This is a genomic window from Pyxidicoccus trucidator (assembly GCF_010894435.1).
Classification (GTDB): domain Bacteria; phylum Myxococcota; class Myxococcia; order Myxococcales; family Myxococcaceae; genus Myxococcus; species Myxococcus trucidator.
The window spans coordinates 535,679-559,076 of the sequence record NZ_JAAIXZ010000002.1 but is presented as its reverse complement, the minus strand read 5'-3'; the positions used below and the strand labels follow the sequence as shown (position 1 = coordinate 559,076).

Genomic DNA, 23,398 nt, shown 5'->3' with positions numbered 1-23,398 from the left:
CCCGGGAGGCGTCAGCGCTCCCGGACCTCGTCCAGCTCATCCACGAGGCCGTGCTTGGCGAGGCGGTAGCGAAAGGAGCGGAAGGACAACCCGAGCAGCTCCGCGGCGCGCGTCTTCACCCCATCGGTGCGCTTGAGGGCAGCCAGCAGGTAGCGCCGCTCGCTGTCATCCAGGTAGCGCTCCAGGTTGAAGCCCGCGGGCAGCTGCACGTCGCCCGCGGGTGCGGCGGGCTCGCCCCGCAGCGTGGCCGGCAGCGTGTCCGGCCCGAGCGCGTCCCCATCCGACAACGTCACCGCCCGCTCGACGATGTTCTGCAGCTGCCGCACGTTGCCCGGCCACGCATAGCGCTGGAGCACCGCGAGCGCCTCCGACGTGAAGCGCAGCCCGGGACGGCTCAGCTCCTCCCCGAGCCGCTCCAGGAAGTGCGTGGCCAGCAGGGGGATGTCCTCCGCGCGCTCGCGCAGCGCGGGCAGCTCCAGGGTGATGACGTTGAGGCGGTAGAGCAGGTCCTCACGGAAGCGGCCGGCCTTCACCTCCGCGTCGAGGTTGCGGTTGGTGGCGGCGACGAGGCGCGCGTGGAAGGGCACCTCCTGGCTGCTGCCTACCGGCTTCACCTTGCGCTCCTGCAGCACGCGCAAGAGCTTCACCTGCGTGGCGGGCGGCACCTCGCCAATCTCGTCCAGCAGCACCGTGCCCTCGCCCGCCGCGGCGAGCAGGCCCAGCCTGTCACTGGTGGCCCCGGTGAAGGCCCCCTTCATGTGGCCGAAGAGCTCGCTCTCCAGCACGCCCTCGGAGAGCGCGGCGCAGTTGACGGGAAGGAAGGGGTGGCCGGCACGAGGGCTCTTGAGGTGCAGCGCGCGCGCAATCAGCTCCTTGCCGGTGCCACTCTCGCCGCAGATGAGCACGGTGGTGCGCGTGGCGGCCACCTTCTCCACCAGGGCCATGACGGACTGCATGCGCGGGCTGTGGCCCACGGCGAGCATGCCGGCGCCGGGCACCAGCTGCGCGCGCAGGCTCAGGTTCTCCCGCCGGAGCGTCTTCTTCTCCAGCGCCTTCTGGACGAGCAGCCGCAGCTCCTCGTTGTCGAAGGGCTTGCAGATGTAGTGGTAGGCGCCCTCGCGCATGGCCTCCACCGCGGAGGCGGCCGTGCCGAAGGCGGTGATGACGATGACCTCGGGTGCGTCCTTCATCGCCCGGGCGGTGCGCAGCACCTCCATGCCGCTGCCGCTGCCGAGCTTCATGTCGGTGAGCACGAGGTCCACCGGGGCCCTCGACAGCGCCAGGGCGGCGTCCTTCACGCTGCCCGCGCAGGTCACCTCGAAGCCGGCCCGGGTGAAGAGCACCTCGAGCACGTCGCGCATGGACGGCTCGTCATCCACCACCAGAATGTGCATGGCCGGACGGTACCAGACGGCCCGTCCCTCATGGACAGGGGCCTTTCCGTCCGCCCTCCGGCAGGACAGCCGACCGGGTGCGGCGGCCCTCGGAATGTGACGTCCGGGTGACGGGAGACCTCAGTGCACCCGGGAGAGCGAGGGCACCGCGCCAGGGGTGGCACCGGCCTGCTCGCCACCGGCCACTCCCGGGGCCGGCGTCCCCTCGTCGGGAGGGGGCCCCAGGCTGGCATCCAGGAGGGGCAGGATGACGGTGAACTCCGTGCCCGCGCCTTCCTCGGAGTGGACCCGGATGTCTCCGCCATGCGCGCGGACGATGGAGTGCGCGGTGGCCAGCCCCAGGCCCGTGCCTCCTTCCCGCGTGGTGAAGAAGGGCTCGAAGAGCCGCGCCAGGTCCGTCCGGGGAATGGGCGGGCCGGCGTTCCACACCTTCAGCCGCACCTCACCACCCGCGTGCTTCACCTCCACGCGGACCCGTCCCTGGGGCCCCGTGGCCTGGAGCGCGTTGCGGGCCAGGTTGAGCAGCACCTGCTGGAGCTGGTCCGGGTCCAGCCGCGCGCTCGGCATGCCTTCTCCCGACTCCACCTCCAGCCGCACGTCGCGGGACAGCGGGTCGCCGCGGAGCATGTCCACCGTCTCCACCACGAGCCTGTCCAGCCGCACCTCGCGCCGCACGGGCGTTGGCGGCCGTGCAAAGCGCAGGAAGTCCTCCACCAGCCGCGACAGCCGGTCCGCCTCGCGGACCAGCACTCCGGTGAGCTTCACCGTCATCGCGTCCGCCGCCCCGTCCTGGCCCAGCAGTTGGGCGGAGCCCTTCATGGCGGCCAGCGGGTTGCGAATCTCGTGCGCGAGCTGCGCTGACATGGTGCCCAGCGCCGCCAGCCGGTCCGCGCGCCGCAGGCCGTCCTCCATGCGCCGCAGCTCCGTCAGGTCCTGGAAGACAATCAGCAGCGCGCCCTCGCGCTCGTCCGCCAGCGGAGTGATGCTCAGGCCGAGGATGCGCTCCCCCGCGGGCGTGCGGACCGTCAGCTCGCGCCGGCTGGTGCGCCGTCCCAGGTGGAGCGCCCCCGGCAGCAGGTCCTCCAGCCTCCGGCTGCGCGCCGCATCCACCTGGACGCCGAGGATGGCGCCCGCCGCGTGGTTGACGAACGTGACGCGCCCCCCCGCGTCGCAGGTGACGAGCCCCGAGGGCATGCAGGCCAGGATCTGCGCCTGCAGCGTCTCCAGGCGGTGCAAGTCCTTCTCCCGGGCGGACAGCGCGCCGCCCGCCGCCGACAGCTGCCGGCTGAGGTAGCCGGCCAGCACGGCCACGAGGAACATGGCCAGGACATGCGAGAGGAGGAGGAAGGCCACGTGCCGCGTGGGGATGGGCAGGCCGTTGAGCCCCTCGTGCACCCCGAGCACCACGCCCGCGTAGACGAGCGAGCCGGCCGCCGCCAGCGCGAGCGCCCCCCGCCGCTCCAGGAGGATGGCGCCGCTGATGACCGCCAGCGAGTAGGTGAAGGTGAAGGGCGACTCCCCGCCCCCCGTCAGCACCACCAGCCCGGTGGCGATGACCAGGTCCCCCAGCAGCTGGATGACCACCGCGGGAGTCGTCCAGCGTCCCCGGCGCACCGCCACCGCGGTGACGAGCGACAGCAGGTAGACGAGGCCGATGATGGAGAAGGCCGTCCAGTCGGCACGGCCCGGCTCGGCGGGAGCCTGGTCCAGCAGCCGGAGGACGACGGCCACCAGCGACAGGCTGGTGGCAACGATGCGGAAGGCGGTGAGCCAGGTCAGCTTGCGGCGCAGCTCCTCCTGGAAGGGGCCGGTGCGTGGCCCCTCCGGGTCGGAGCGCACGCGCTCACCCGCCGCGGGCGTCACTACTTGATGGCACCGGCGATGGAGAAGATGGGCAGGTACATGGCGATGAGGAAGCCACCGACCACGCCGCCGAGGAACACCATCAGCAACGGCTCAATCATCGCCGTGAGCGAGCTGACGGCGGTGTCCACCTCGTCGTCGTAGAAGTCGGCGATCTTGTTGAGCATGGTGTCCATGGCGCCGGTGGCCTCACCGACGCCAATCATCTGCACCACCATGGAGGGGAACACCTTGGTCTCCGACAGCGGACCCGCGATGTTCTTGCCCTCGGAGATCTTCCCGCGCACGTAGTAGATGGCCTCTTCCACCGTGCGGTTACCGGCCGTCTTCGCGGTGACGTCCAGCGCGTCGAGGATGGGCACGCCCGAGGAGAGCATGGTGCCCAGCGTGCGGGTGAAGCGCGCCACGGCGACCTTGCGGAGCACGGGCCCGAACAGCGGCATCTTCAGGAAGACCTTGTCCCAGAACTTGCGGCCCCGGACCTGGCGGTAGCTCCAGGTGAAGGAGACCACCAGCACGGTGATGATGCCGACGGCATGGAAGACGTACTTCTGCGCCGCCTCCGAGAAGTCGACCACGAACTGCGTCGGGGCCGGCAGCGCGGAGCCGAAGTCCGCGAACATCTTCGCGAACACCGGCGTCACCTGGAGGAGGAGGAGCGCCGTCACGCCGATGGCCACCAGGATGACGATGGCCGGGTAGGTCATCGCGCCCTTGACCTTGCGCTTGAGCTTCTCGTTCTTCTCGCGGTAGGCCGCGAGCCGGTTGAGGATGGAGTCGAGGATACCGCCGACCTCACCGGCCGCGCACAGCTGGGTGTAGAGCTCGTCGAAGACCTTGGGGTGCTCCTTCAGCGCATCCGCGAAGGTGCTGCCCTGCTCCACCTTGCCCTTGATGGCGAACAACACCTTCTTGAAGGCGGGGTTGTCCATCTGGGACGCCAGGATGTCGAGGCACTGCACCAGCGGGAGGCCGGCGTCGATCATCGTGGCGAACTGACGGGTGAAGACGAGGATGTCCTTGCCCGTCACCCCGCCGATGCCCGGCAGGGTGATGGCACCGTCCAGGGCGCCCTTCTTGCGCACCTTGGTCGGGTTGAGGCCCAGGGACTTGAGGCGCGCGTTGACGGCCTCGGTGTCCAAGGCCTCCATCTCGCCCTTCTTCGTCTCTCCGCCTTTGGTCTTCGCCTCCCAGAGGAACTGGGACGTGTTCTTCTTGGTGGCTACGGCCTTCTGTTGCACTGCTGGGGCTGCCATGACCTGGACCTCCGCGGACGCCGCGCGAGTCTAACCGCTGATCCCAAATTCCTGGAACTAACGACCGCCCGCTCCCCCGGCTGGTCGCTGCTGGGGCATGCCCGGGAGGTTCTGCCCACCACTGGCGAGGATGTTGCGCAGCTCCTCCGGGTCGCTGGAGCGGCCGAAGGCCTCATCCTGGGAGATGAGCCGGCGGAGGAGGAGCGCCGCCAGCGCCTGATTGAAGGTCTGCATGCCGAACTTGGCCTGGCCGACCTGCATGGACGAGTAGATTTGATGGACCTTGTCCTCGCGGATGAGGTTCCGGATGGCGGGGTTGGGAATCATCACCTCCAGCGCGAGGATGCGGCCCGGGCCGCCCGCCTTGGCCACCAGCGCCTGGCTCATCACGCCCTCGAGCACGAAGGACATCTGGGCGCGCACCTGCGGCTGCTGGTACGGGGGGAACACGTCGAGGACGCGGTTGATGGTCTGCACCGCGCTATTGGTGTGTAGCGTGGCGTAGCAGATGTGGCCCGTCTCGGCGATGGTGAGCGCCGCTTCAATCGTCTCCAAGTCACGGAGCTCGCCGACGAGCACGATGTCCGGGTCCTGGCGGAGGATGTACTTGAGGGCCGTCTTGAAGTTCCGCGTGTCCGCACCCACCTCGCGCTGATTGACGAGGCAGTTCTTGTGCGGGTGCAGGTACTCGATGGGGTCCTCGATGGTCATGATGTGCTCATGACGCTCGGTGTTGATCTTGTCGATCATCGAGGCCAGCGTGGTGGACTTGCCCGAGCCCGTGGGGCCCGTCACCAGGATGAGGCCGCGGGGCTTCTTCACCAGCTCCGCGACCACCGGGGGCAGGCCCAGCTCCTGGAACGTCAGAATCTTGAAGGGAATGGTTCGGAAGGCCCCGGCCACCGCGCCACGCTGCATGAAGATGTTGGCGCGGAAGCGCGACAGGCCCTTCACGCCGAAGGACAGGTCCAGCTCGTTGTCCTCCTCGAACTTGTGCTTCTGGGCGTCCGTGAGGATGGAGTAGCAGAGCTGCTTGGTCTCCACGGGGGTCAGCGGCGCCGTCTTCAAGGGGACGAGCTCGCCGTCGACGCGAAGCTGCGGCGGTGAGCCGGTGGTGACGTGGAGGTCGGAAGCGCCCTTCTCGACCATCGCCTTGAGGAGCTGGTGCAGGTTGGCCACGGGGGGATGTCCTTCGGTGAGGCGGTGGGGGAGGAGTGACTAGAAGCGGTCCGGGGCGGTGTTGCCGACGACTTCTTCCAGGGTGGTGGCGCCGTCCATCATCTTCCTGAGGCCGGACATGCGCAGGCTGCTCATGCCCAGGCGGATGGCCTCCTGCTTGAGCTCGGCGGCGGAGCCACCGTTGATGACCAGCTCCTTGAGGCCGTCCCAGAAGGGCATGACCTCGTAGATGGCGACGCGGCCACGGTAGCCGCGGTCATTGCAGTCGCGGCAGCCGACCTTCTCGTACATGGTGAAGGTGCCAATCTTGTCCGGCGGGACGCCGGCGTCGATGAGGGCCTGCTCGTCCACCTTCTCCGCCGGCTTCTTGCAGGCGGGGCACAGGCGGCGCGCCAGACGCTGGGCGAGGATGAGGTTGAGCGAGGCCGTCACGAGGAACGGCTCGATGCCCATGTTGAGCAGACGGCTGACCGTGCCCGGGGCGTCGTTGGTGTGCAGCGTGGAGAGCACCAGGTGGCCGGTGAGCGCGGCCTTGACGCCGATTTCCGCCGTCTCGAAGTCGCGGATCTCACCAATCATGATGATGTCCGGGTCCTGGCGGAGGAAGGAGCGGAGGGCCGCGGCGAAGTTCAGGCCGATGTCGTCATGCATCTGCACCTGGTTGATGCCGGCGAAGTTGAACTCGACGGGGTCCTCGGCGGTGCAGATGTTGGTGTCGATGCCGTTGAGGCTGGAGAGCGCCGAGTACAGCGTCGTCGTCTTGCCGGAGCCCGTGGGGCCCGTCACCAGCACCATGCCGTAGGGCCGGTCGATGGCCTCCTTGAACCAGGCCAGCGGCTGCGCGTCGAAGCCCAGCTTGGTCATGTCCAGCTGGAGGTTGCTCTTGTCGAGCAGACGCATGACGACCTTCTCGCCGAAGAGCGTGGGGCACACGCTCACGCGGAAGTCCATCTCCTTGCCGCCGCCGATCTTGATCTTGATGCGGCCGTCCTGCGGCAGGCGCCGCTCGGAGATGTCCAGCGAGGCCATGATCTTCAGACGCGACGTAATCGCGTTGCGCAGCTTCATGGGCGGGCGCATGACCTCGTACATCACACCGTCGATGCGGAAGCGGACGCGGAAGTCCTTCTCGTACGGTTCGATGTGGATGTCGGACGCGCGCTTCTTGATGGCGTCCATGAGGATGAGGTTGACGAGCTTGACCACGGGCGCGTCGTCCGCGGCCTTGGCCATCTCGTCGATGTTCTCCTCGGCCTCCTTGGCGACCTCGATGTCGTCGCCCACGTCACCGACGATGTCCTCGAGGGAGGGGCCCTTCTCCGCGTAGTAGCGCTCGATGGCCTCGCGGATGGAGACCTCGGAGGCGACCACCGTCTCGATGTTGTAGCCGGTGAGGAACTTCAGGTCGTCCACCGCGAAGATGTTGGACGGGTCGCACATGGCGGCGATGAGCGACGGGCCGGCACGGTTGACGGGGATCACCAGGTGCTTCTCGGCCACTTCCTTGGGCACGAGCTTGATGATCTCCGGGTCGATGTCGAAGTCCTTCAGGTTGATGGCCGGCACGCCGTACTGCTTGGAGAGGAAGTCGGTGAGCTTCGACTCCTCGATGGCGCCCGTCTTGATGAGGGCGGTGCCGATGCGCGTGCCGTTCTTCTGCTGCTCTTCCTGGGCCTTGCGCAGCTGCTGGACGGAGATGAGGTTCTCGCGAACCAGCAGTTCACCGAGTCGACCGGACATTCGTTGAAGCCTCTTCCTTGAGGAAAGAAGAAAGGACCGGGCGGGGGGCCCGTTCCGCATGCAGGAGACGTTGGGAGATGCCAGGGGGCCACGAGGCCCCTGGCACGGTTCCTGATACGAATTAGAGGGGAGCCGCGCTCTCGCGTCAAGGCGCCCTCGCCTGCTCCCTTGGCAGGTCAACCCGTTGAAGAAACACGGGAAAAACGCTCAGTCACCCACACCGGCGATGACGGTGCGGGCGGCCTCGACGTCGCGTTTGATCTGCCCGATGAGCTCGGCGACGGAGCCGAAGCGCTGCTCGGGGCGCAGCCGCTCCAAGAACTGCACCCGGAGCTCCTTGCCATAGAGGTCGCCGGTGAAGTCCAGCAGGTGGGCTTCAATGGTGACTTCGGTGCCGCCGAAGGTGGGCTTCACACCGATATTGGCGGCGCCCGCGTACCAGGTGCCCTGGGGCTCTCCGGGCAGGTGCACGCGGATGGCGTAGACACCGGGTGCGGGGCGCAGCTCGTTCTGCGTGTCCACGTTGGCGGTGGGAAAGCCGATGCCCCTGCCCCGCCCCGCGCCGGCCACCACCGTGCCGTCCAGGTCGAACGGGCGGCCCAGCAGCCGCCGCGCGGCGGACACGCGGCCTTCGAGGATGTACTCGCGCACGCGGGAGGACGAGGCCACGACGCCGTCCACGGTGACGGGCGCCACCACATGCACGTGCGCCCCGCGCCGGGCGGCCGCCTCGCGCAGCGTGTCCACGGTGCCCTTGCGGGCCGAGCCGTAGGTGAAGTCGCTGCCCACCACCACGTGCGCCACGCCGAGCGCGTCGAAGAGGCCGGCCTCGAAGTCGACGGGGGGCGTGCGCGCGTAGTCCCGAGTGAAGGGCTGCACCACCGCGGCGGCCAGGCCGCACTGGCCGAACAGCTCCAGCTTGCGGGGCAGCAGCGTAATCAGCTTGGGGGCGAGGTCCGGCTGGAGCACCTTGCCGGGGTGGGGATGGAAGGTGAAGGCGGCGGCCTCGCCGTGGCGGCGGGCCTCGGAGAAGAGGGCCTGGTGGCCCACGTGGACGCCGTCGAAGTTGCCCAGCGCGAGCGCCTGACCGGCCAGCGCCCGGCCCGCCTCCGCCACCGAGTGGAAGACCTTCATGGCCTCCCGTATACCCCAGCCCCCGCGGCCCCGCGCCCGCGTTTTTCCCTGGCCAAACCCGGCGCCGTCGTGGTTGGAGGCCCCCCTTCCATGACCCGCCCCCGCCTGCTGCCAGAGCCCGTCGGGCTCAAGTTCGTCACCATGGAGCGCCCCCCGGACTGGGACGCGGAGTTCGGCTACACCGGCCCGCTGGAGCTGGAGATTGGCTCCGGCGCCGGAGGCCACGCCCTGGAGTACTGTCGGCGCAACCCCGGGGTGCGCTTCGTCGCCTTCGAGTGGCGCAAGAAGTACGCGCGCGACACCCAGGCCCGCGCCGACAAGGCCGGCCTGCGCAACCTGCGCGTCATCGAGGCCGACGCCCGCTTCGTCGTGCCCCGCATCTTCGAGGCCAACTCCCTCGCCGTCGTCCACCTCCAGTTCCCGGACCCCTGGTGGAAGCGCTCCCACGCCAAGCGCGCGGTGATTCAGCCCGCCTTCGCCCAGCTGCTGCTGGAGAAGCTCGCCCCCGGCGGCCGCTTCGACATGCGCACCGACGTGCAGGACCGGGGCGAGGCCATGCTGGCCATCCTGGAATCCGTGGGTTTCCAGAACCCCCTGGGTTCAGGAGTGTTCCATCCTTATGAGCCGGAAGAGGTGCCCTCCACCCGGGAGCGGCGCTACCTGGCGAGCGGGGAGCCGGTCTACCGCGCACGGCTGGTGAAGCCCGGCTAACGCTTGCAAGACGGGCACTTGCCCGCCCTCTTGGCTTCCCCATCTCGGCAGGTGAGAATCGCACTCATTCCCGCGCCGCGGGACGATTGCACCGGGGGCGAAAAGGCATGGCGGAGGGCGAACGGAAGAGGACGCTGGAGGTTGCTCGCCGCGCGTCACCCGGGGGCGAGCTCAGCGGCCGGACGGTGCTCATCGTGGACGACGACCCGGCGCACGTGCGGCATGTGCGCGAGGGGCTGGCGCCACACGGCTACCTCTTCAAGGAAGCGAATGACGGGACGCAGGCCCTGTCGGCCATCCGCCAGGCGCGGCCGGACCTCATCCTGATGGACGTGGAGATGCCGGGGCTGGGCGGGGTGGAGGTGTGCCGCATCGTCAAGGCGAACTCGGGGGAGGACGGCTTCGGCTTCATCCCGGTGATTCTGATGACGGCGCGGCAGGCGGCGGGGAAGGTGGAGGGGCTGGAGCTGGGGGCGGACGACTACCTGGTGAAGCCCTTCGACATGCTGGAGCTGTCGGCGCGGGTGAAGTCCATGCTGCGGCTGAAGGCGCTGCAGGACGCGCTGGTGGAGAAGAACCGGGAGCTGGACCGGGCCAACAAGGAGCTGGCGGCGCGGCGCGAGGAGCTGCTGGCGCTCAGCCGGACGGACGCGCTCACCGGGCTGTTCAACCGGCGCTACTTCGAGGAGCGACTGCTGGAGGAGTTCGCGCGCTCGCGGCGGTACGGCTCGCCGCTGTCGCTGGTGATGCTGGATATCGACCACTTCAAGCGCATCAATGACACCTTCGGGCACCCCTTCGGAGACCAGGTGCTGAAGGCGGTGGCGCAGACGGCGCGCTCGCGGCTGCGAGAAGTGGACCTGATTGCCCGGTACGGCGGCGAGGAGTTCATCGCCCTGCTGCCGGAGACGTCGCCGGCGGATGCGCTGCGGGTGTGCGAGCGCGTGCGCGAGGCGATTGAGTCGCTGGCGCTGGAGCACCCGGGCGCGGACGGGCGGACGCAGGAAGTGCGGCTGACGGCGTCGCTGGGGGTGGCCACGGTGCCCTCGGCCAGCCTGGCGAGCGCGGAGGCCCTGCTGCTGGCGGCGGACACCAGCCTCTATGCGGCCAAGGGAGCGGGCCGCAACCGCGTCCACCAGCACGCGGCGTGACAAGGATGAAGCTCGGGCTTTCCCCCGGCGACGCTTTGACCTAAATCCCTGTTTCCATGCGCCCGACCGTGATGATGCCCTGGCTGGTGGCCCTGGTCCTGCTCGGCCTGGGCCTGGGCGGCTGCAATCGCCAGGACACCCCGCAGGGCGCCTACCGGCTGTTCCACGACAAGGTTCGCAAGGGCGAGCTGCGTGAGGCGTGGGCAGTGCTGTCCAAGCCCACCCAGGACGCATTGGCCGAGCGGGCCCGGGCAGTGAGCGAGGCGTCCGGTGGCACCGAGAAGCCGGAGCCCCTGGCACTCTTCTTCGCGAATGTCCCTCCCCCTCCGGATGTTACGGAGGTTTCGCTGGTCCGTGAGGAGGGCGACAAGGCGACCGTGCTCGTGCGCTCGCCCGGAAGCTCCCACGAGGTCCAGATGGTCCGGGAGCCGTCCGGATGGAAGGTGGACCTTTCAGCATCCCTCCAGCCGTGAAGCCGGGCATGCCCGGAAATCTCGCATCAGGTAACGTACGACTGTGAACGACAGGAAGACACGGCGGGTGCTCCCCGCGGTCGAAGTCATCCGGCGGCCGGCCTCCACGCCCGGCAGCGCTCCCGTGACGCCGACCCCCACGGCATCCCCCACCCCGGCGCCTACGCCGCGCCCAACGCCTACGCCCCGGCCCGCCGCCGCGGCGCCCACTCCCGCGCCCCGGCCGGCAGGCACGGCCCCGGCCCCCTTGCCTACCCCCGCGCCCCGGCCGGCCGCCGGAGCGGCCCCGGTGCCGACACCGACACCGACACCGACACCGACACCGACGGCGCCCCCGGTGCCCCGGGCTGTCGTCGTGTCCCCCGCGCCCACGCCCCGCCCCACGGGCGGGGCGCCAGGCGCTCGGCCCATGGCCCCGCGTCCAGGGGGTGCGGGTCCTGGCGGTCCGCCCCGGCCCGGAGGCTTCGGCGGGCGTCCCGGAGGGTTCCGCTCCTCCACGCCCCGTCCGCCGCCCACGCCGGAGCAGATCCAGCTGCTGGCGGCGCGCGAGCACGTCCCCGCCCGCATCGCCAAGGGCGAGCTCGAAGGGAAGATGAAGGCCCGCATCTGGCGCAAGCTGCACGCCGAGGAGGCGAAGCGGTTCGACCAGGTGTACGAGCTGATGGGCCAGACGCCGAGTCTGTCGCTGGGTGACGCCTTCGGCGTGCTCCAGAGCGGCATGACGGTGGCCGAGTTCATGGCGCGCAAGGAGCGCACCCAGCGCAAGGCCGCCATCAAGCAGGCGCGTGGCGAGGTGGAGAACGCCATCGTCGCGGAGTTCCTGACCGACCTCATCGGCGGCAAGGCAGAGGTCTCCGTGGTGCTGGCGGAGCGCTCCCTGCTGGACACGCTGATGGTGGAGGAGCCCATCGCCTTCACGCTGGAGCGCACCGGGCGGCTGGAGAAGCTGCAGGTGGTGCTGCTGGCCCGCCGCGCGGACTGGGAGCGACTGCTGCCCGGCCTGGAGCGCGACGCGAAGCTGACGCAGAAGCCCGCGGCCGTGGCGCGCCAGCCGGACAAGCGCCCGTACTCGGACCCGCGCGCGTTCCTGGACCACCTGGGCCAGACGGTGAAGCTGGTGCTGCGCAACGGCATCACCCTGGAGCTGCCGCTGATGCACGTGGGCCGCTTCGACCTGCTGCTGGGCGAGAAGGGCCACGAGGTCTTCGTGCCGCTGCACGCCCTGCTCCGCTTCGAGCCGCCCCCCGCCGACGAGAGCGCCCCCGAGGACGAGGCCTGAGGGCCGCCGTCTCCTCGGGGCGCCGTGCCCCCTCCTTCCCTTCGAGGCTTCACATGCGCCGCTTCATCTCCCGCATCATCAAGCCCTGGCTCGCCCTGGCCGCGACGGCCGCCATGGTGGGCGCCACGCAGCAGGGCTGCACCAAGGACCCAGGGGCCTCCGCGAAGGCGCCGGAGGCCGCTGCGGCTCCCGCGGCTCCCGCTGCCAATGAGAAGCGCGAGGGCGGGGTGCGCGTGGTGGAGCTGTCCGTGACGGAGAAGGGCTACGAGCCCAGCCCCGTGAATCTGAAGAAGGGCGAGCCGGTGAAGCTCGTGGTGACGCGCAAGACGGAGCAGACGTGCGCCACCGAGGTCGTCATGGACGGCTACGACATCAACACCCCGCTGCCGCTGAACCAGCCGGTGGAAATCGCCTTCACTCCCAAGGAGTCCGGCAAGCTCGTCTACGGCTGCGCCATGGGGAAGATGATTTCCGGCGTGTTCATGGTGGACTGAGGACGGCGGCCGAATTCTGTCCTCCGCCGCGAGTCGGCCTTAGGCTCGGCGCCCTGCATGGGCGGCGCGGCGGAGCTCTTCACCCGGCATGTCTTTCTCGACCTCGAGACCACGGGGCTGGACCCACGTGTGGACGAGGTCATCGAGCTGGGCTGCCTCTTCTTTGAAGGTGGGCGGGAAGTGGACCGCTTCGCGCGCCTGTACTCGGCGTCGCGGCCCCTGCCCCTCACCATCCGCCGGCTGACGGGCCTGACGGACGCGGACCTCGCGGGCCGGCCCCGCTTCGGCACCGACATCGCGGAGCTGCGCGAGCGGCTCACCGGGTGGACGGTGGTGGCGCACAACGCGCCCTTCGAGAAGGGCTTCCTGCCCGACTTGCTGGGCCCCATCCGCGCCCCGGTGCTCGACTCGTGCGAGCTGATGCACTACCTGCACCCGGAGCTGCCCAGCCACTCGCTGGAGTCGCTGCTGCGCTGGGCGGGGCTGGCCCTGCGCCAGCCGCACCGGGCCCTGTCGGACTGCGAGGCGGTGCAGTCCGTGCTGGTGCACGCCATGGACCGCTGCATCCGCGACGGCCGGGGTGACGACGTTTCGGATCTGCTCGCCACGCTGGACCCGCGCCCGGGCGCGGACCTGCGGCTGGCGCAGGCGGACGCGGGCCTGGCAGACGACGCGCACGGCGCCTTCGACTACGAGGAGTGGCCGCTGGTGGACCTGCTGTCGCGGCTCCGCACGGCGTGCCGCGCGGTGTCCGTGCCGCTGAAGCTGGAGGCCCAGGGCTTCCTGCGCGGGCGGCCGGAGCGGAGGCGCGCGGGAGGCGTATCGGCCCCGCCCGAGCCGGACGCGGACGCGCCGGTGCTGCCGGTGCGCCCGGACGAGGTGGCGGCGGTGCTGGGCGCCGGTGGCGCGCTGGAGCGCGTGAGCGAGGGGTTCGTCAGCCGGCCCGCGCAGCTGGACGTGGCGCTGGCGGTGGCACGCACGCTGTCGGACGGCGGGCAGGTGGCGGTGGAGGCCGGGACGGGCACGGGCAAGTCGCTGGCGTACCTGGCGCCCGCGGCCCTCTTCGCCGCGCGCAACGGGCGCAAGGTGGGCGTGGCGCCGCACACGAAGACGCTGCAGGACCAGTTGCTGGAGAAGGACCTGCCCCGGCTGCACCGGGCCATGAACGGGTCCTTCGGCTACGCCCTGCTGAAGGGGCAGACGAACTACCTGTGCCGCCGCCGCGCGCTGGAGGCCACGCGGGTGGAGCCGGGCATGGGCCACGCCGCGCGCGCGCCGCGGGCCTACCTGCGCGCGTACATGCGCCGCAGTGGCGAGGGCGACCTGGACCGGCTGAGTCACTGGTTCCGCGAGCGCTTCCCGGCGATGTACGGACTGGTGCCGGCGGTGCGCTCGGAGGCGGCGACGACGCTGGGCGAGAAGTGCCCGCACTTCCACAAGTGCTTCTACCACTCGGCGGTGGCGCAGGCCCGCGAGGCGGACGTGCTGGTCATCAACCAGTCCCTCGCCTTCGCCTGGCCCGCGCGCTACCCGAAGCTGGACCACCTGGTGCTGGACGAGGCGCACGAGGTGGAGGACGTCGCCACCACCGCGCTGGCCGTGGAGTTGTCGGACCTGGCCTTCCAGCGCCTCACGGAGCGGCTGCATGGGCGGGACGGACGGCGCGGCCTCTTCGCCGAGCTGCGGCGGGCCCTGGGCGGCGCGCGGGCGGAGTCACGCACGCTGATGGGCGAGGTGGAGGACGGGCTGCGCCGGCTGCTGGACGAAGCGCGCGGCCTGGGCGCGGGCGTGCTGGCGCTGTGCGAGCCGGCGGCCACGGCCGTGGGCGAGGACCCGGACGAGGGCGCGTACGCGCCGGAGCTGCGGGTGACGGAGGCCGTGCGCGCCCTGCCCGCCTGGGAGCCGGTGCGAGACGGGCTGGAGGCGGTGCGCGGCGCGCTCCAGGCGTTGCACACGCTGCTGGCGGTACGGGTGCTGGCGGCCCTGCCGGAGCTCGCGGCGCGGATGCCGGCGCTGGAGCGCGAGCTGTCCGGGGCCACCACGGAGCTGGGCGAATTGGCGGTGCTGGCGGGAGAGCTGTCCGGCGAGGCCGCGCCGGGGCGATGCTACGCGGCCACGGCGGAGCCGAAGCGGCAGCGCTGGAGCGTGGGCGCGCAGCCGGTGGACGTGTCCGGGTACGTGTCGCGCGACTTCGCCGCGAGCAAGCGCTCACTGGTGCTGGCCTCGGCCACGCTGGGCACGGGGGACAACGTTCCCTTCGTGCTGCGGCGGCTCGGGCTGGACGGGCGCGGCGAGCAGCCGGCACCGAAGCTGGTGCGGGCGCCCTCCCCCTTCCGGCTGCGGGAGCAGGCGCTGGTGGTGCTCGTCACCGACGCGCCGCGCGCGCACGAGGAGGCCTTCGTCGAGTGGGCCGCGCTCCGGATTTCGGGGCTGGCGCAGACCATGGGCGGGCGCGTGCTGGGGCTGTTCGCGTCCACACGGCGCATGGAGCGCGTGGGGGCGGAGGTGCGCTCGCGCCTGGAGCCGCTCGGGATTGAAGTGATGCGGCAGTCGCGCGGGCACAGCCGCTCGCTGGCGGCACGGCAGGAGCGCGACACGGGCACGGTGCTGCTGGGCACCAAGAGCTTCTGGCAGGGTGTGGACATCCCCGGCCGGGGCGTGGGCTGCGTGTTCATCGACAAGCTTCCGCTGGAGCCCGCGCTGCGCCCGCTGGTGGCCGCGCGCGAGGAGCCGCTGGCCCGCAACGGCGGCGAGTACATGGGCTTCCTCCAGTACCGGCTGCCCCGGGCGCTGCTGCTGCTGCGCCAGGGCGTGGGCCGGCTCATCCGCTCCACCACGGACCGGGGCGTCGTCATCCTCGCGGACCCGGGCCACCCCAGCTACCGCGCGCACTTGATGAACGCGCTCGATGGCTACCGCGTGGAGGCACTCCCGTGGGCCCAGGCGCGCCTGCGCATCCATGGCGTGCTCAAGGAGACCGGGCTCACCGTGGAGCTGGACCCCGCGCGCTCCTGGGGCTGACGCGGAGGCTCGCTCGCGGCTCGAATCCGGATTCATTCGAAAATCCGGGCGCGGACGCGCGCTCGGAGTCCGTGAGGCATTGACGCGCGAGGCTGCCGACCGCACGCTTTCACGGCATGGGATGGCACGCGGATGACGACAACCATCGTGGGCAGGCCTTCCCTCGGGCTCCCACGCAAGAGGAGTGGGACGCGATGGGGCCCGAGGAGCGGGCGGAGGTGGTGGAGTCACTCCCCGATGAGGTGACGGACCGGGAGATGTCTCCGCCGGAGGGAGACAGACACCAGGAGGGCAAGCACCGCGCGCTGGACGTGCTCAAGGGGCACTTCGGCAACAAGCGGCGCAAGGTGTACGTGGGCTCGGAGCTGCCCGTCTATTACCCGGGCGAACGGCGCTTCGCGCCAGACCTCCTGGTCGTGTTCGACGTCGAGTCACACAGCCGCGGGAAGTGGCTGGTGAGTCACGAGGGCAAGGGGCTGGACTGGGTGATGGAGGTGCACCACGGAGGCGACCGGAGGAAGGACGCCGAGGTCAACGTGGAGCGCAATGCCCGGCTGGGCATCCCCGAATACTTCATCTACGACCGCAACCGGGAACAGCTGGAGGGCTTCCGGCTGAAGACGCGCTCCGCGCGCACGTACACGCGCATCAAGCCGCGGAAGGGGCGGTACCTGTCGAAGGTGCTGGGGCTGGAGCTGGAGGTGCGCGACGACCGGCTGCTGCTGTGGGCGGGCAGGAAGCTGTTGCTGGAGTCGTCGGAGATAATGGAGCAGCTCCGGGAGAAGGTGGAGAAGGTCCAGCGGCGTGTCGACGCGGAGGCCCGGAAGCGGAAGGCGGCCGAGCGGAGCCTGGCGACCGAGACGCGGCGGCTCGAGGAGGCAGTCCGGCGACGCGAGGAGGCCGAGCAGCAACTGGCCGCATTGAAGGCGGAGCTTCGCAAGCTCCGGCCCCGCAAGCACTGACGCGCGGGAGCCGGGTCCGTCCCGCTACTGCTCCAGCCGGGTGCGGTAGCGGGCCTCCAGCGTGCGCAGCTCCGCCAGGGCCTCCGGCGAAGCCCCGGCGCCCTCGGCGATTCGCAGCGCCTTCGCCAGCGCGTTCGCGTCCTCCTCGTGCTGGTCCCTCAGCCGCTGCACCATCATCCGCGTGTCCTCGAAGAGGTCCCGCAGCTCGTCACCGTCGCGCAGGCCGTACTGCGGAGGACGCAGCTTGCCGCCGTGGACCTCCTTCACCATGCGCCGGATGCGCAGCAGCGGCCCCGCCAGCCGGTGCGTCACGACAATCGTCCCCAGCGCCACCACCACCGTGAAGCCCGTCAGCAGCCCGCCCAGCACCCACCACGTGAGCCGCTGCTGCCGCTCCAGCTCCGCGCGCTGGGCGACGATGGCGGAGCGCTCCTCCTCGTAGGCCGCGTCGATGGAGCGCGCCTTCTCCCGGAAGGTGGCCTCGAACGACGGGTCGTCCATCCGCGCCAGCAGCTCGTTGGACAGCGTGGCGCCGGACAGCTCGCGGCTCACCTCCGCCGCGCGCGAGCGCGCCTCCACCGCCGTCGCCGTCTCCCGCATCAGCGAGCGCGCCGCCCGCACCAGGAACACGCCCAGCAGCGCCGACAACACCAGCGTCACCGCGACCATGTACGCGGTCAGCTTGAGCTGGAAGCCCGTGTCGAGGAGGAAGTTGCGCCAGCGCCGCTTCACGGGCGCCATGGGCGCCGTCGTCGTCGTCATGTCTCGCTGCTCCACTCGAAGGTTTCCGCCGCCTCTTCCACCGCCTTCGGCACCAGCGCCTTGAGGAGGTCTCCGGGCTGCGCGCCCGCGGCATTCACGTCCACCTGCCCCATCAACGACAGCTCCGGATACGTCAGGCAGACGATGTGCACCCGCAGCCCGCCGCTCTCCGTCGCCTGTATCTCCGGGGTGATGCGGTAGCCCGACACGCCCAGCTTCTTCAGCGTGCCCTTCGCCGCCGCCTTCGACTCCTTCGCCGGGGCCAGCATCGCCCCGCGGCGCACCAGCCGGGAGCGCAGCCGCGCCTCCGTCGCCTTCACCAGCTCGGCCGGCAGCTTGCCCGTGCGGTCCTTCAGCGCGTCCACGGACACGTAGAAGCCCGGACGGCGCGACTGGTACGCCTTCAGCGCCTCCACCGCCTCGTCCACCGCGGACTTCACCGCCGCGTCCGCCTCCGCCTTGTGCGCCTGGAGGCAGGCGAGCGCGGACGGCTCCAGCAGCTTCGCCAGTCCCTTCGCCGCCGCCGAGCGCACCAGCTCGCTCGTGTCCTTCAGCGCTCCGCACAGCAGGGCCACTGCCTCCGGGTCCTCCGTGGCGCCCAGCACCAGCGCCGCCTGCGAGCGCGTGCGCGGGTCCTTGCCCTGCTGGAGCTGGCGCCCCAGGAAGGCAATACGGGAGTCACCCTGGGCCAGGGCCGCGCAGGGCGCGAGAAGCAGGAGGATGAGGGCAGAGGGCAGCAGCCGCATGGGGGGGACGCGTGCCCGCACTCTAGCCCCGACTGCCCGGTCGCGAACAGTTGCATGCCCTGCGAGCCACACCCACCTTCCCTCCGCACAGTCGTACCAAGGGTCCCCCGTGAGGGGGACGGGATGGGAGGCGGCCGGCCGGTCCTGGCGTGCCGCATCGGTGGGGGAGCCACGACATGAGAGGAAGCATCCTTGCGGGCGTGCTGGTGCTGGCGGTGCTGGGAGGCGCGGGCTGCCGCGACTCGGACAGACTGGTCCCCGTCGGCCTTCCCCGTAGCACCAACCCCGAGGACCCAGTCCCTCAGCCGGCGCCCACACCCCAACCGGAACCGCCACCTCCAGCACCACCTCCAGTCGAGGAGCCACCTCCTCCGACGCCGGTGGACCCGGACGCCCCGCCGCCGCTGCCCGAAACCCTGGACCGCACGCCCACGCCCACTCCCGACGGCGTGCCCGGCCCCATGCCTGGCGTCTACAGAGACCTTGGCCCCGCGCCCAACACCGACATCATCCGCGGCCTGGTGGCGCTGCCCATTCGCAACAGGGCGGAGCTGGAGACGGCCATCAAGGAAATGTACGACCCCAGCAGCGCGCGCTTCCGCCGGTACATGACGCCGCAGCAGTGGAACGCGCGGCACGCCCCGTGGGAGCAGGACGTGAAGCTGGTGTCGGACCACCTGGAGTCGGTGGGACTGAAGGTGGAGCGCGTCGCCACCAACCGGCTGCTCATCCACTTCACCGGTACGGTGTCCCAGTTCAACGCGGCGTTCGGCGTGCAGCTCATCATCCTGGAGCGCAAGTCCCCGCAGGGCGGCAATGACCCGCACAACGTCTACGGCCTGCCGCCCAACGTGGAAATCAAGGCGCCCCAGTTCGTGAAGGAGCGCATCGCCTCCATCGTCGCGGTGGACCTGCCCACCGACCCGGGCCCCCTGCCCGGCGAGTTCGGCGAGGTGCCCACCACGCCGCCGCAGCCGCTCAGCGACGGACTCACGCCCCAGCAGGTGGCGAGCGCCTACGGCCTGACGCCCCTCTACCAGCGCGGCTTCCGCGGCAAGGGAGTGAAGCTGGGCGTCACCATCGGCGCGAGCTTCCGGTGGAAGGACCTGCGCGCCTTCTGGAAGATCTTCGGCGTCGAGCGCTCGGACCCCACCGTGGTGCAGACCATGGAGCCCCCCGGCACGCGCTACCGCGAGGGACAGCTCGACGTGGAGTGGGCCAGCGTCATGGCCCCCGAGGCAGACGTCATCGTCTACATGGGCCCGGACGCGCGCAACACGTCCATGGTCTACACCTTCAACGAGGCCATCGCCCGGGGCGAGGTGTCCGTCATCACCGACTCGTTCGCCCACCGCGAGGACTCGGAGCCGAAGGCGGTGCACGAGCAGTACAGCGCCTCCGCGACGATGGCCGCCGCGCTCGGAATCACGGTGGTGGCGGCCGGCGGTGACTCGGCGGGCGTGGACGTGCCGTCCTCCAGCCCCTACGTCACCTCCGTGGGCGGCACGCAATTGAGGATGAATGGGAACACGGTGACGGGCGAGGTGACCTGGCTGTACTCGGGCTCGGGCATCAGCATGACCTTCCCGACGCCCGAGTGGCAGAAGGGCCTGCCGCAGGTGCCCCGCCGCCGCGCCGTGGCCGACGTGGCCCTCAACGCGGACACCGGCTACTGGTACACGTGGCTGGGCAACACCGTCCCCAACACGGGCACCTCGTTCGGCTCGCCCATCTTCGCGGGGCTGGTGGCCGTGGTGAACAGCGCGCGCGCCTCGGAGAACAAGCCGGTGGTCGGCTGGCTCAACTCCACGCTCTATACGACGCCCGCCGTCCAGGACACCTTCCGGGACATCACCGTGGGCGTCTCCGACCGGGGGTACGTCGCCGGCCCCGGCTGGGACATCCCCACCGGGTGGGGCGCGCCCAACGGCCTGGGCCTCTTCAACACCCTGCCGTGAGCGGCGTCCCCTGGCCCCCGGCGGCCAGGGTGGAAACGGCCCAGGTGGGCCCCGCCGACCCGGGAGGAGTCCGGGGGTGGGGCCTCTTCCGTGGGCGGCTGATCCGGATCAGGCCCATCCTGGGGTAACGTGCGGCGGATCCAGGAGGCTCGCCAGGTGTCTTTCACTTCCCGGTTGGAAGGTCTGCTCCAGAACGTGGGGTTGGGCGGTGTCGTGGGTGAGGTGCGCGCGATGCTGGGACTTCCGCGCGACAACACTTCACCGCGCAACGAGGTCGTGGGGCAGGCACCGCCGCCCAGGCCGGCTCCGGCCCCCGCACAGACGGTGGTGGAGCGCACACCGCGCCCCAGACCCGTCTCCGAACCCGTGGCCCGGGAGCCCGTCAGCGTCGAGGCCCCCGAGGCGGAGCCCCCGGCGCCCGCGAAGGCCGCCCCCGCCGGACGCGCGAAGGCGAAGAAGGCCCGCCCCGTGAAGCGCGGGAAGGCCCCGGCCCGGAACGGCGCGGAAGCGGCCGCTCCGAAGGCAGGCAAGGGAACAGCGTCGCGGAGCCGCCCGAAGGCGAAGAAGGCCGCGCGCACCGCGAGCGCGACGGCCGCGCCGCAGGACGCGTCCGTGGTGGTGGCCCGGCTGGTGGAGGCGCTCCGCGCGCACCCCCGGCACGAGGCGCTGGTCACCGCGGGCCGGCAGAAGGACCAACTGGTGCGCTCGCTCATCCCCCTCTACCTCGCCCGTGCCGTGGAGGCGGACGTGGAGGTGACGTCCGGGACGATGTCGCGCTTCTGGGGCGAGCTGGGCGTCACGTATGCCGCGCCCAACGCCGCGAAGGCGCTCCGCCTGCACAGCGGCTACGCCCAGGACACGAAGAAGGGCAAGGCGATTACGCCCCGGGGCATCCAGTACGTGGAAGAGGCCCTGGAGCGCGTGCGGGAGCCCGCCTCCCGGTGAAGACCCTCCGGAAGCGGCGCGGCCCGTCCCTGCGTGCGTTCGTTGTGGTGGCGTTCGCGCTGGCCCTGGCGTCGGCCCCCGAGGCGAAGGCGGACGACGCCGTCGCGCTCATCTGGAAGGGCGCGAAGGACCAGCCGACGGCGGAGGCCCTGAAGCCTGGCTGGGAGCGGCTCGGGAAGCTCCTCTCCGACAGCGGTGTCGTCATCCCGGAAGGCTTCCCCACCCTGGTCCAGAGCAGCACCGTCAGCGGCCTCAAGCCTGGTTTCTGGGTGTGGGTCGTTGGCTTCTGCCCCGCGGGTGAAGGCGGAGATGCCCTGGAGCAGCTGAAGGTCGTCGCTCCAGACACCTACGCGCGCGACGTGAAGCTCCCTCGCGAGAAGCTGGCATGCCCGAACGTCGAAGCGGCGACCCTGAACGCCGACTCCCACACCTTCAAGCTGCCGGAGGGCCGGGTGCTCCGCGTCTTCACGTACGAGGAGTCCGAAGTGCCCGAGGGTGACATGCCCGGCGATGAGTACACCCGCACCCAGTACGTCTTCGCCCTCATGGGCAAGGCGGGAGAGGTGCTCGACACCGTGAGCGCGGCGGGCGAGGAGACCTTCTCCGGCGACGTTCGCAACGGCCCCTCAGGCTACAGCTGCCTCGCCCCGAGTATTGCCCGCGACAATAAGGGCGTCGTGAAGTTCACCCGGAGCTGCACTGCGACCGTCGCGGAGTGTGGCTCGGTGGTCCGCGGAGACGAGGTCACCCTCATCACCGTGGACAGAACCGGGATGAAGAGCCAGGAGAAGCGCATCAACGAGGAACGCATGGAGTGCGGCGGGGACTAACCGACATCCAGGCGGCACCCGGGGCCGTGGTGCTGCCCCAGCGCTGACTCCGCATCCTCCCCTCCCAGCTTCCGCCGCGTCGGAAGTCGTGGAGGGCGCCGCATGCGGAGAGCCAGCCAGCTGGCGGTGTTGTGGATGCTGGCCCTCGCCGCGAGCCCCGCCCTCGCCTTCCCCGCCCCGGACGTGCCCGACGCGGGACTCCCCGAGACACTCGCGGGCGATGAACAGGCGCCCCCACCCGTCGCGCCTGACGGGGGCACGTCCATCGCAGAGGAGGCCACCAAGTCCGAGGAGCCCGAGCCTCCCAAGACGGAGCAGGCGCCCGAGGAGGTCCCAGGCGCCATCATCGACCCGGACCTCACGGGCATCGTCGTCAGGACGGGCCAGGCCACCGAGGAGGACCTGAAGCGCGGCTACGTCACCTTCCGGGGCCGCATCAAGGTGGACGTCAACTACGACTTCCGGCCCATCCTCAACGAGGAGGACTTCGTCCCCTCCTCCATCCCCATCGACACCCAGCTGCGCGGGCCGAACCTCAACTTCAACGCGAAGCAGAGCCGCCTCTTCTTCGAGGGCGGCAAGCTGTCCAGGCTGGGGCCCCTCATCGGCCACGTGTCCGGTGACTTCTACGGCGAGGGCTCCAGCGGCGGCGACTTCCGCGTCTACGAGGTGTACGCCGTCGTCGGCCCGCTGCTCGCCGGGCGGAAGTGGTCCACCTTCATGGGGCTGGAGTCCATCCCCGACACGCTCGACTTCCAGGGGCCCGGCTCCATGCTGGCCGCGCGGCGGGAGATGCTGCGCTATGGCCCCACGCTGGGGCCGCTGCTGGTGCAGGTGTCGCTGGAGCGACCGCAGCCGGACCTCACGCTCGCCAACACCGACACGGAGCAGGTGCGCATGCCCCTGCCGGACGTCGCGGGCGCGCTGGAGTGGGACTTCGGCGACGGCCGCAACCTCCGGCTGGCGGCGCTGGCGCGGTGGCTCGCCTACTACGAGCTCGGCGGCGACGAGGACATGACGCTGGGCCGGGGCGTCATGTTGAACGGGCTCTGGACGTGGAGGCCCTCTGGCTGGCGCGTATCGGCCCAGGTCCACTACGGCGCCGGCATGGCCAGCTACGTCGGCGACCTGGCGGGACAGGGGCTCGACGCGGTGCTGGTGGCGCCGGGGCGGTTGGAGTCGGTGTCCTCATTCGGCTTCTATGTCGGCCTCGAGCCACAGTGGACGGAGTGGCTCGCCTCGACATTCGTCTACGGCTTCCTGGACGCGTCCCCGCCCGACACGCTTCCCGGCACCACGCTGCACCGCACGCACTACCTCTCCGGCAACCTCAAGGTGCGCCCCGTGCGCTCCTTCGAGTTCGGCTCGGAGCTGCTCTTCGGCAGGAGGCAGGACCAGGACGGCGGCGCGGGCAACGCGCTCCGCCTCATCCTGTCGACGCGCTTCTTCTATTGATGCGCGGCGGGGCCCAGGGCTCGGCTCGGGATGAACCCTCCCGGA

At 70.7% G+C, this 23,398-nt stretch carries 19 protein-coding genes; 11 read left to right on the top strand and 8 right to left on the bottom strand.

All coding sequences use genetic code 11. The annotated features are described in order from the left end of the window. Nucleotides 1–11: 11 nt before the first annotated feature. The 6 genes from G4D85_RS08760 to G4D85_RS08735 all read right to left on the bottom strand — a co-directional run bounded on the left by G4D85_RS08760 (nucleotide 12) and on the right by G4D85_RS08735 (nucleotide 8,566). Entirely contained in the window at nucleotides 12–1,394 is a 1,383-nt protein-coding gene (locus tag G4D85_RS08760; RefSeq protein WP_164009964.1) for a sigma-54-dependent transcriptional regulator, read from the bottom strand. A gap of 120 nt (nucleotides 1,395–1,514) precedes the next feature. Then, the gene (locus tag G4D85_RS08755; protein WP_164009962.1) at nucleotides 1,515–3,233 is read right to left on the bottom strand and encodes a two-component system sensor histidine kinase NtrB; all 1,719 of its coding nucleotides are present in this window, start codon (nucleotides 3,231–3,233) and stop codon (nucleotides 1,515–1,517) included. 23 nt (nucleotides 3,234–3,256) lie between these two features. After that, nucleotides 3,257–4,513, bottom strand: coding sequence for a type IV pilus assembly protein PilC (pilC, locus tag G4D85_RS08750; RefSeq protein ID WP_164009960.1), 1,257 nt, complete (start codon nucleotides 4,511–4,513; stop codon nucleotides 3,257–3,259). Between the two features lie 57 nt (nucleotides 4,514–4,570). Continuing rightward, complete coding sequence (locus G4D85_RS08745; RefSeq protein ID WP_164009959.1) at nucleotides 4,571–5,692, bottom strand: type IV pilus twitching motility protein PilT; 1,122 nt, start codon at nucleotides 5,690–5,692, stop codon at nucleotides 4,571–4,573. A 39-nt stretch (nucleotides 5,693–5,731) separates the two neighbouring features. Beyond that, nucleotides 5,732–7,432: a type IV-A pilus assembly ATPase PilB gene (gene pilB / locus G4D85_RS08740; RefSeq protein ID WP_164009957.1), complete on the bottom strand. Its 1,701-nt coding sequence runs from the start codon at nucleotides 7,430–7,432 to the stop codon at nucleotides 5,732–5,734. A gap of 207 nt (nucleotides 7,433–7,639) precedes the next feature. Beyond that, on the bottom strand, nucleotides 7,640–8,566 hold the full coding sequence (locus G4D85_RS08735; RefSeq protein WP_164009955.1) for a bifunctional riboflavin kinase/FAD synthetase: 927 nt from the start codon (nucleotides 8,564–8,566) through the stop codon (nucleotides 7,640–7,642). Between the two features lie 90 nt (nucleotides 8,567–8,656). On the opposite strand from G4D85_RS08735, the gene trmB reads away from it, so the two are divergent. The 7 genes from trmB to G4D85_RS08700 all read left to right on the top strand — a co-directional run bounded on the left by trmB (nucleotide 8,657) and on the right by G4D85_RS08700 (nucleotide 16,657). Next, nucleotides 8,657–9,277: a tRNA (guanine(46)-N(7))-methyltransferase TrmB gene (gene trmB, locus G4D85_RS08730; protein ID WP_164009953.1), complete on the top strand. Its 621-nt coding sequence runs from the start codon at nucleotides 8,657–8,659 to the stop codon at nucleotides 9,275–9,277. 107 nt (nucleotides 9,278–9,384) lie between these two features. Then, nucleotides 9,385–10,428, top strand: a complete 1,044-nt coding sequence (locus G4D85_RS08725) for a diguanylate cyclase (protein ID WP_164009951.1) — start codon at nucleotides 9,385–9,387, stop codon at nucleotides 10,426–10,428. Nucleotides 10,429–10,484: 56 nt separating this feature from the next. Further along, nucleotides 10,485–10,901 carry a hypothetical protein gene (locus G4D85_RS08720; RefSeq protein ID WP_164009949.1) on the top strand — a complete coding sequence of 139 codons (417 nt, stop codon included), beginning with the start codon at nucleotides 10,485–10,487 and terminating at the stop codon, nucleotides 10,899–10,901. Nucleotides 10,902–11,310: 409 nt separating this feature from the next. Further along, nucleotides 11,311–12,180, top strand: a complete 870-nt coding sequence (locus tag G4D85_RS08715) for a hypothetical protein (protein WP_240359152.1) — start codon at nucleotides 11,311–11,313, stop codon at nucleotides 12,178–12,180. 53 nt (nucleotides 12,181–12,233) lie between these two features. Continuing rightward, complete coding sequence (locus G4D85_RS08710; protein ID WP_164009945.1) at nucleotides 12,234–12,674, top strand: cupredoxin domain-containing protein; 441 nt, start codon at nucleotides 12,234–12,236, stop codon at nucleotides 12,672–12,674. 57 nt (nucleotides 12,675–12,731) lie between these two features. Next, entirely contained in the window at nucleotides 12,732–15,695 is a 2,964-nt protein-coding gene (locus G4D85_RS08705; protein ID WP_164009943.1) for a helicase C-terminal domain-containing protein, read from the top strand. A 194-nt stretch (nucleotides 15,696–15,889) separates the two neighbouring features. Further along, complete coding sequence (locus G4D85_RS08700) at nucleotides 15,890–16,657, top strand: Uma2 family endonuclease (RefSeq protein WP_164009941.1); 768 nt, start codon at nucleotides 15,890–15,892, stop codon at nucleotides 16,655–16,657. A 24-nt stretch (nucleotides 16,658–16,681) separates the two neighbouring features. Here G4D85_RS08700 and G4D85_RS08695 read toward each other — a convergent pair whose 3' ends face one another. Together G4D85_RS08695 and G4D85_RS08690 are read right to left on the bottom strand one after the other, a co-directional pair. After that, complete coding sequence (locus G4D85_RS08695; RefSeq protein WP_164009939.1) at nucleotides 16,682–17,419, bottom strand: sensor histidine kinase; 738 nt, start codon at nucleotides 17,417–17,419, stop codon at nucleotides 16,682–16,684. Further along, a complete protein-coding gene (locus G4D85_RS08690; RefSeq protein WP_164009937.1) occupies nucleotides 17,416–18,165 on the bottom strand; it encodes a HEAT repeat domain-containing protein in 750 nt (249 codons plus the stop codon). Before G4D85_RS08690 ends, G4D85_RS08695 begins: the two co-directional genes overlap by 4 nt. Before the next feature lie 176 nt (nucleotides 18,166–18,341). On the opposite strand from G4D85_RS08690, the gene G4D85_RS08685 reads away from it, so the two are divergent. The 4 genes from G4D85_RS08685 to G4D85_RS08670 all read left to right on the top strand — a co-directional run bounded on the left by G4D85_RS08685 (nucleotide 18,342) and on the right by G4D85_RS08670 (nucleotide 23,353). Next, the gene (locus G4D85_RS08685; protein ID WP_164009934.1) at nucleotides 18,342–20,123 is read left to right on the top strand and encodes a S53 family peptidase; all 1,782 of its coding nucleotides are present in this window, start codon (nucleotides 18,342–18,344) and stop codon (nucleotides 20,121–20,123) included. Between the two features lie 156 nt (nucleotides 20,124–20,279). Further along, complete coding sequence (locus G4D85_RS08680) at nucleotides 20,280–21,068, top strand: hypothetical protein (protein ID WP_164009933.1); 789 nt, start codon at nucleotides 20,280–20,282, stop codon at nucleotides 21,066–21,068. After that, complete coding sequence (locus G4D85_RS08675) at nucleotides 21,065–21,898, top strand: hypothetical protein (protein WP_164009931.1); 834 nt, start codon at nucleotides 21,065–21,067, stop codon at nucleotides 21,896–21,898. Before G4D85_RS08680 ends, G4D85_RS08675 begins: the two co-directional genes overlap by 4 nt. Nucleotides 21,899–22,000: 102 nt before the next feature. Next, nucleotides 22,001–23,353: a DcaP family trimeric outer membrane transporter gene (locus G4D85_RS08670; protein WP_164009929.1), complete on the top strand. Its 1,353-nt coding sequence runs from the start codon at nucleotides 22,001–22,003 to the stop codon at nucleotides 23,351–23,353. Nucleotides 23,354–23,398: the final 45 nt, after the last annotated feature.